The sequence below is a fragment of the Streptomyces sp. NPDC058664 genome (assembly GCF_042716635.1).
GTDB lineage: Bacteria > Actinomycetota > Actinomycetes > Streptomycetales > Streptomycetaceae > Streptomyces.
The window spans coordinates 38,228-45,541 of the sequence record NZ_JBHXRW010000058.1; the positions used below are offsets into that span (position 1 = coordinate 38,228).

10 protein-coding genes are annotated in these 7,314 nt (G+C 71.7%); 3 read left to right on the top strand and 7 right to left on the bottom strand.

From position 1 onward, the window contains the following. Positions 1-3: 3 nt before the first annotated feature. The 3 genes from ACFWUY_RS33130 to ACFWUY_RS33140 all read right to left on the bottom strand — a co-directional run bounded on the left by ACFWUY_RS33130 (position 4) and on the right by ACFWUY_RS33140 (position 1,997). Positions 4-612: a GntR family transcriptional regulator gene (locus ACFWUY_RS33130; RefSeq protein WP_384118530.1), complete on the bottom strand. Its 609-nt coding sequence runs from the start codon at positions 610-612 to the stop codon at positions 4-6. Between the two features lie 647 nt (positions 613-1,259). Then, positions 1,260-1,445, bottom strand: coding sequence for a hypothetical protein (locus tag ACFWUY_RS33135; protein ID WP_384118532.1), 186 nt, complete (start codon positions 1,443-1,445; stop codon positions 1,260-1,262). Positions 1,446-1,529: 84 nt separating this feature from the next. Further along, a complete protein-coding gene (locus ACFWUY_RS33140; protein ID WP_384118534.1) occupies positions 1,530-1,997 on the bottom strand; it encodes a VOC family protein in 468 nt (155 codons plus the stop codon). Positions 1,998-2,161: 164 nt separating this feature from the next. On the opposite strand from ACFWUY_RS33140, the gene ACFWUY_RS33145 reads away from it, so the two are divergent. Beyond that, the gene (locus ACFWUY_RS33145) at positions 2,162-3,538 is read left to right on the top strand and encodes a cytochrome P450 (protein WP_384118537.1); all 1,377 of its coding nucleotides are present in this window, start codon (positions 2,162-2,164) and stop codon (positions 3,536-3,538) included. A 14-nt stretch (positions 3,539-3,552) separates the two neighbouring features. On the opposite strand, the gene ACFWUY_RS33150 is transcribed toward ACFWUY_RS33145, so the two are convergent. Continuing rightward, on the bottom strand, positions 3,553-4,260 hold the full coding sequence (locus tag ACFWUY_RS33150; protein ID WP_384118550.1) for a putative protein N(5)-glutamine methyltransferase: 708 nt from the start codon (positions 4,258-4,260) through the stop codon (positions 3,553-3,555). Positions 4,261-4,321: 61 nt separating this feature from the next. Beyond that, entirely contained in the window at positions 4,322-4,804 is a 483-nt protein-coding gene (locus ACFWUY_RS33155) for a glutathione peroxidase (protein WP_384118540.1), read from the bottom strand. Positions 4,805-4,840: 36 nt separating this feature from the next. On the opposite strand from ACFWUY_RS33155, the gene ACFWUY_RS33160 reads away from it, so the two are divergent. After that, a complete protein-coding gene (locus tag ACFWUY_RS33160) occupies positions 4,841-5,068 on the top strand; it encodes a DUF6011 domain-containing protein (protein ID WP_384118542.1) in 228 nt (75 codons plus the stop codon). On the opposite strand, the gene ACFWUY_RS33165 is transcribed toward ACFWUY_RS33160, so the two are convergent. Next, entirely contained in the window at positions 5,057-5,785 is a 729-nt protein-coding gene (locus ACFWUY_RS33165; protein WP_384118544.1) for a hypothetical protein, read from the bottom strand. The two genes, ACFWUY_RS33160 and ACFWUY_RS33165, sit on opposite strands and share 12 nt — an antisense overlap. A gap of 147 nt (positions 5,786-5,932) precedes the next feature. Between ACFWUY_RS33165 and ACFWUY_RS33170 the strand changes: the two genes are divergently transcribed. Continuing rightward, positions 5,933-7,003 carry an RNA ligase (ATP) gene (locus ACFWUY_RS33170; protein ID WP_384118546.1) on the top strand — a complete coding sequence of 357 codons (1,071 nt, stop codon included), beginning with the start codon at positions 5,933-5,935 and terminating at the stop codon, positions 7,001-7,003. Positions 7,004-7,013: 10 nt separating this feature from the next. Here ACFWUY_RS33170 and ACFWUY_RS33175 read toward each other — a convergent pair. Then, positions 7,014-7,314 (bottom strand): acyl-CoA thioesterase (locus tag ACFWUY_RS33175; protein WP_384118548.1); only part of this gene is annotated, 301 nt, incomplete at its 5' end.

Genomic DNA, 7,314 nt, shown 5'->3' on the forward strand with positions numbered 1-7,314 from the left:
CGCTCAGCCTCCGACCGTCCACTTATCGGCGGGGAGGATCAGGTCGGCCACTTCGGTGACCGCGCCGGCCGCGTCCAGCCGGGTCCGGTCGACCAGCAGCGTCGCCGCCCCCGTCAGCATGCCTAGCAGATGCGCTTCGTCCTGCGTGGCCTGGTGCAGGCCCACCGAGATCCTGACCGCAACGTGCGCTCTGCGTCGGCCGCGCCACCAGGTCGTGACAAGCATGGAGGGGCGGCCGTCAGGGTCGAGGAGCTCGACTCTCTCCCGGGACACCTGCGCTCCCGGCTCGCAGCGGAGGCGGATCGCCAGGTCGTTGTTGGCGCGGGGGCGGGAGCGCTCGGTCTCGCCGCGGCCGTAAGGCCACTCTGCATCGGGGTCGGAAAGGGTACGCACACCGGGAGCATCGCGGACGATGAGGCGTCCGCGCGGCTGTCCCTCGAGATGCCCCGCCGTGCGAAGCGTCTGCACGGCTCTGTAGGTGGCTCCCCGGCCGGCATCGAGTTCCTCGGCAAGGGACCGGTAGGAGGGAAAGACGCTACCGGGTGGGTAAGTGCCTTCTTGGATGCGTTGCAGCAGCAGGGCGGCGAGCCTCTGCTGCAGCGCTTCTGCCATGTGTGACCCCTGCGACGATCTTGGAGAGTCACCGTAAGCTGGGGTGGTTGATCTGCTACGTGGCAGATAACCTCGTGCTTCCTGGGAGCAGCCTTGCGGTCTCGCGTTGTCCGCGCCGCAGGGTTAGCAGTACGTTGCACATATCGAACAGGCGTTCACTCCTTCGAGTGAAGCTTGGCTTGAACCCGGATCCGCCGGTAAGGCGATCGGCGTCACCCATAGACGCGTCGAGGCTGTCCGACAGTGGCCCGCTCGTTGGCGGCCTCGACGCAAGGCGACCCCCCTCCGACTGATGGAGGGGGGTCGTTCTCATTCTGTCGCGCGCACAGGATGGCCGCACTGCCTCCCTGGGAGATTTCTGGGAGATGATCATGGCTACGGAAGCCGGAGCTACCCGGAGGAACGCCTACTCAACACGGGGGAGTGGGCTGTATTGGCAGGTCTTTCCCGGCCCTGCGGCATCCCTGTCAGCGGGCGGGCACCATGGAACGGCCATCTACACGATCTTCGAGGGCACCAGCGAGATCCAGCGCATGGTCATCAGCCGCGCGCTCGCGAAGTAGCCGACCGGACGGGAAACCGGCCCGCACCGGCTCGGTGCGGGCCGGTGGGGCCTGTCGGCGCTCGTGGCGGCCCGGGCCCAGGACTCAGGCGGCGAGTTCCTGCTCCGTCTGTACCGCCTCGGTCCAGGCGGCCACGAGCACCCGGTAGATCCGCTGCTCGTCCGCCGTCAGCGGGCGGCGCTCCTCTCCGGCGCGTACCCACAGGGTGCGGATCGCGTCGTTCAGAGCGGTGGGGCCGGGGGTGCCTCTGTTCGGGTCGGTATCGGACATGGTGTCCAGCCTAGGCGCTGGGTCGGACAGATCCGGCCTCCGACGGACGTGGGGTCCGCCACGCCGCTCCCGCTCCCGTCCCGGTCACACCACACAGAACTCGTTGCCCTCGGGGTCCTGGAGGACGACCGCGTAGTAGTCCATGCCGTTCGGCTCGTCCATCGCGTACAGGATCGTCGCGCCGATCGCCGTCAGCCGGGACACCTCGCCGTCCACCCGCTCGCGACGCAGGGTGAGAGGAACGTCACGGCCGCCGCCCACCTTGAGGTCGAGGTGGATCCGGTTCTTGACGGTCTTGGGCTCCGGGACCCGCTGGAACCAGACCCGGGGGCCGACGCCCCGGGGGTCCACGATGGACTCCGGCAGCTCCCCTGCGTCCTCGCCCAGCTCCTCCTCGGGCACGCCGATCGCCTCCCAGTACTCCCGCCAGCTGGCGTGCCCCTCGGGCGGCGGGTCGGGCACGTACCGCAGGGCCTCCAGCCAGAAGGGCACCAGACGCTGGGGGTCGGCGCAGTCGATCGTCAGTTGCAGGGTCAGTCCGGGTCGCTCCATGGGGACGAGCCTCCCAGACGCCACTGACAACGGCCGGATCCGGAAGACGGACGGACGTTTCCGGCCAACCGTCCAGATAGAGACGGCTGTTCGAGGCTTGCTACCTGTGGGTTACTTCGTGGAGGACAATCACCACGCCGGTGACGATCAAGGGGGAACCGACCATGGCCAGCACCACCCGGACCGAGGCGCCCGAACTCGCGGGACTTCCGCTGCTCGGCTCCATGTTCGACCTCAAGAACGACTCCCTGGGCACCTTCCTGAGGGCCCGGCGCGAGCACGGCGACGTCGTACGGATCACCGCGGGACCACCCGGGATCCGCGCCGTCGTCTACGGCGTCTTCTCCGCCGAAGGCGCACAGCAGGTCCTCGCCGGGGAGTCGGCCAACTTCCGCAAGGACAACCGCTTCTACCAGGAGGTCCGCGAGTCCTTCGGCAACGGCCTGCTCACCAGCCAGGACGAGGACTACCTCCGCCAGCGCCGGCTCGTCCAGCCCCTCTTCACCCGTCGTCGCGTCGACGGCTACGCCTCGGCCGTCGCCGCCGAGGTGGCCACCCTCACCGGCGAGTGGGAGAACGGCGGCGCCGAATCGGTCGACGTCCTCCAGGAGATGACCCGCCTCGCCATGCGTGCCGTCGCCCGCATCCTCTTCGGCACGGACGTGGACACCGCCGTCGAGATCGTCGAGCGCAGCTTCCCCGAACTGGGCGCCTACGTGCTGCGCCGCGGTTTCTCCCCGGTCAGCATCCCCCGCGACTGGCCCACCCCCGGCAACCGCAGGGCGGCCGCCGTCCACGAGGCGCTCTACCAGGTCTGCGACCGCATCATCGCCGAACGCCGGACCTCCGACCGGACCCCCGGCGAGGGCGACGACCTCCTCACCCTGCTCGCCGAGGCCGAGAGCGCCGAGGACGGCAGCTTCGACGCGACCGAACTGCGCGAGCAGGTCCTCGTCTTCCTGCTCGCCGGTCACGAGACGACCGCCACCTCCCTCGGCTTCGCCCTCCACCTCCTCGCCCTCCACCCGGAGGCGCAGAAGCGCGCCCACGAGGAGGTCGACCGGGTTCTCGCCGGCCGTACCCCCGGCGCCGCCGACCTCGACGCACTGCCGTACGTCACCCAGGTCCTCAAGGAAGCCATGCGGCTCTTCCCGGCCGCCGCGCTCATCGGACGCCGCGCCGTCGCCGCCACCGAGATCGGCGGCGTCACCATCCCCGCGGGCGCGGACGTCATCGTCGCCCCGTGGGTCACCCACCGCCACCCCGACTACTGGGAGGACGCGGAGCGCTTCGACCCCGACCGCTTCACGCCCGAGGCGGAGGCCGCCCGCCCCCGGTACGCGTGGTTCCCCTTCGGCGGCGGCCCGCGCGCCTGCATAGGCCAGCACTTCTCGATGCTGGAGTCGGTGATCGCCCTGTCGATGATCCTCCAGCGGTACGGCTTCGAGGCCGTCGACACCGAGGTGCCCGTCACCCCCGCGATCACCCTCCAGGCAGCGGGCCCGGCCCGCTGCCGCCTCACCCCCAGGACGACGGACTAGGGGCCGCCCGGCCCCTACCGCAGGGTCGCGACGACGACCGTCGCCCACCACTCGTCGGAGGTGATCACCTCGGGGGCCAGCCGGCCGCCCGAGACCTCCGTCACGGCCGACACGGCCCGCTCGGCCTGCCGCTCGCTCGTCTCCACCAGAAGGCGCCCGCCCGGCGCCAGCCACTCCGGCGCCTCGGCGGCCACCCGGCGCAGCACGTCCAGACCGTCCGGGCCGCCGTCGAGCGTGACGTGCGGCTCGTGGTCCCGGGCCTCCGGCGGCAGCAGCCCGATCTCCTCGGTCGGTACGTACGGCACGTTCGCGACCAGGATCTCGACCCGGCCCCGCAGCCCGGACGGCAGCGGCGCGAACAGGTCGCCCTCGTACACCCGGCCGCCGCGCGGCTCGACGTTCCGCCGGGCGCAGCGCACCGCCGCCGGCTCGATGTCCGAGGCGTGCACCTCCGCGCCCCCGACCCGGTCGAGCAGCACCGCGCCCGCCGCGCCGGACCCGCAGCACAGGTCGACGCAGACGGCCCCCGGCCGCGCGAGGCCCACCGCGTGCCCGACCAGGAACTCCGTACGCCGCCGGGGTACGAACACCCCGCCGTCCACCTCGATCCGCAGGCCGCCGAACTCGGCCCAGCCCACGATGTGTTCCAGCGGCAGGCCCGCGGCCCGCCGCTCGACCATCAGGTCGAGCTCGCCCGGTCCGGCCGCCGCCGCGAGCAGCATCTCGGCCTCCTCCTCGGCGAAGACACAGCCCGCGGCCCGCAACCGCTCGACGACACGCGCGTCAGACAAGCTGCGCCTCGATCGCGGTGACGACCTCGGGGGCGTCCGGCTCGGTGCGCGGACGGAAGCGGGTGACCCGGCCGTCGCGGCCGATCAGGAACTTCTCGAAGTTCCACTGCACGTCACCGGCCTCGCCCTCGGCGTCGGCGACCTTCACCAGCTCCGCGTAGAGCGGGTGGCGGCCCTCGCCGTTGACGTCCGTCTTCTCCAGGAGCGGGAACGAGACGCCGTACGTCGCCGAACAGAAGGTCTGGATCTCCTCGGCGCTGCCCGGCTCCTGGCCCGCGAACTGGTTGCAGGGGACACCGAGCACGGTGAAGCCACGCTCCCCGTACTCCTTCTGCAGCCGCTCGAGGCCCGCGTACTGCGGGGTGAGACCGCACTTGGAGGCCACGTTCACCACGAGGACCGCACGGTCCCCGTAGTCGGCGAGGGAGACCGGATCACCGGTCAGGGTCTTCAGCGGAATGTCGTACAGGCTCATGGACAGCTCCTCTTCGAAATGAGGTTTGATCTCAACATGGGAGACGAACCACTGGCAATCTCGATCGATTCCGCGCCGGACGGAGGACCGCGCCGGGTCCGCTGCCGCCTCTGCGGCCGGCCCCTCACCGGAGCCGACTCCCGCCGCACGGGCCTCGGCCCGACCTGCGACGCCAAACTCCACCCCCCGGCCCCCGACATCCGCACCCGCCGCCACGAGGTGGAGCAGGACACCCTGCCGGGTCTGGACCCGTCAGCCGGCTGAGGCGACCAGCTCCGCGTACGCCGGCCACCGCTCCTCCGGGCCGAGGGCGAGCAGGCCGATCTTCGCCACGAGCAGCGGATCGGCCTGTCCGGCGAGCCGGGGCACGGCCCGGGTGACGAGCCACTCCTGGAGCTCGGCGAGCGGCTCGGACCCCCAGGGCACGACGAGGGACACGTCGTCCTGGAGCAGATCGTCGAGCCAGTGCTCCGCGCGCCCGGCCAGATGCCGGTCCTCGGCCCCGCCCCCGGGCGCCGAATCCCAGGCGTCGAGCAGCGGGGTCACCGAGCCGTGGATGTCGGCGCACAGCTCCCAGACGGCCTGTACCCCGTACACCGGCTCGGGGTCGGCCAGGGTCTCCCGCCACCACGCGTCGAGGAACCCCTCGATCGCCGCTGCCTGCTCGGCGGGCCACTCCCGCCAGGCGGTACGGCCCAGCCCGGTGGGCAGGTAGGCCATCCCGGAGAACCGCCCGTGCGCGACGAAGGAGAAGAACTCCGGCAACAGGCGCCGTACCACCGCCGGATGATCAGTGAAGTGGGAGGGGACCTCGTGCATCAGTATCCGCACCAGGTCGTCGCCGAGCGGAGCGCGCGGCACCGCGAGCAGCGCAAGTTCCCCGGCGCCGTAGCAGTGGAGGCATCCCTCGGCGGGTGCCGTCATGCCGCCGAAGACGGCGTCGATCCGACGGAGCGCGGAGGCCGGCGGGGAAGGGGTCATGGGGTGTCCTGTCGGGACTCCGCCGACGCGGTGCGTCCGGACGAAGAGATCGACATTACCAGCCAAGAACGCGGTGGCCCAGGGGAATTGTGGCCCGGCAGGGTGGGGTGCGATGAGACCGAAACCCGAGCGACCGGAGTCCTGACCATGTCGACCCTGCGCGTCACCGCCGAAGTCCTGACCGTCCATCCCCACCCCAACGCCGACGCCCTGGAACTGGCCCAGGTCGGCCTCTACCGGGCCGTCGTCGCCAAGGGGGCCTACCGGACCGGCGACGCCGCCGTCTACATCCCGGAGCAGGCGGTGCTGCCCGCCGCCCTCGTCGACGAGCTCGGGCTGACCGGGCGGCTCGCCGGGAAGCAGTCGGACCGGGTCAAGGCGGTCCGGCTGCGCGGGGAGCTGTCCCAGGGCATCGTGTGCCGGCCCGGCGCGCTCGCGGACACCGACCTGACACGGGCGGCGGCCGACGGCACCGACTTCGCGGAGATCCTGGGCATCACCAAGTGGGCGCCGCCGGTTCCCACGACCATGGACGGCGACGTCGAGTCCGCGCCCGACCTGCTGCCCTGGGTCGACATCGAGAACCTCCAGCGCTATCCGGACGTCTTCGAGCCCGGTGAGCCCGTCGTCCTGACGGAGAAGCTCCACGGCACGGCCTGCCTGCTGACGCTGCACGCCGAGGAGGGGCGGGTGCAGGTCTCCTCCAAGGGGTACGGGGCCAAGGGCCTCGCCCTCAAGGAGGACCCGCGCAACCTGTACTGGCGGGCCGTCCACGGCCACGGCCTGCCCGCCGTCGCCGAGCGGCTCGCGAAGCGGCTCGGCGCCCGACGCGTCGGCCTCTTCGGCGAGGTGTACGGGGCCGGGGTGCAGGACCTGGCGTACGGCGCCGACGGCCGTGGCGGGACGGTCGGGTTCGCGCTGTTCGACGTGTCGGCCGAGATCGACGGGCAGATCCGCTGGCTGGACCCGGCGGAGGTCCTGGAGGCCGGCGAGGTCCCGCTCGTACCGCGGCTGTACTCCGGCCCGTACGACCTGGACACCGTCCTCGCGCACGCGAGCGGCCGGGAGACCGTCTCCGGACGGGAGACGCACCTGCGGGAGGGCGTCGTGATCCGGTCCGCGACCGAGCGGTACAGCCCGGTCGTCGGCGGCCGGGCCATCGCCAAGGCGGTCAGCCCGGCCTACCTGACCCGCAAGGGCGGCACCGAGTACGAGTGACCGGGCCCGTTCAGATCTTCCTGAACAGGCCCTCCTGGACCACCGACACCAGGAGCCGGCCCTCGCGGTCGTAGATCCTGCCCCGGGCCAGGCCCCGGCCGCCCGTCGCGATCGGGGACTCCTGGTCGTACAGGAACCACTCGTCCGCGCGGAACGGCCGGTGGAACCACATCGCGTGGTCGAGGGACGCCATGTCGAAGCCCCGCGGCCCCCAGAGCGGTTCGACGGGGACACTGTCCCCGGGTGCCGCCATGTGACCAATGAGCGCCCTGGGGTCAAGCCGACCCCGCATCTCGATCGGAGGCAGAAGC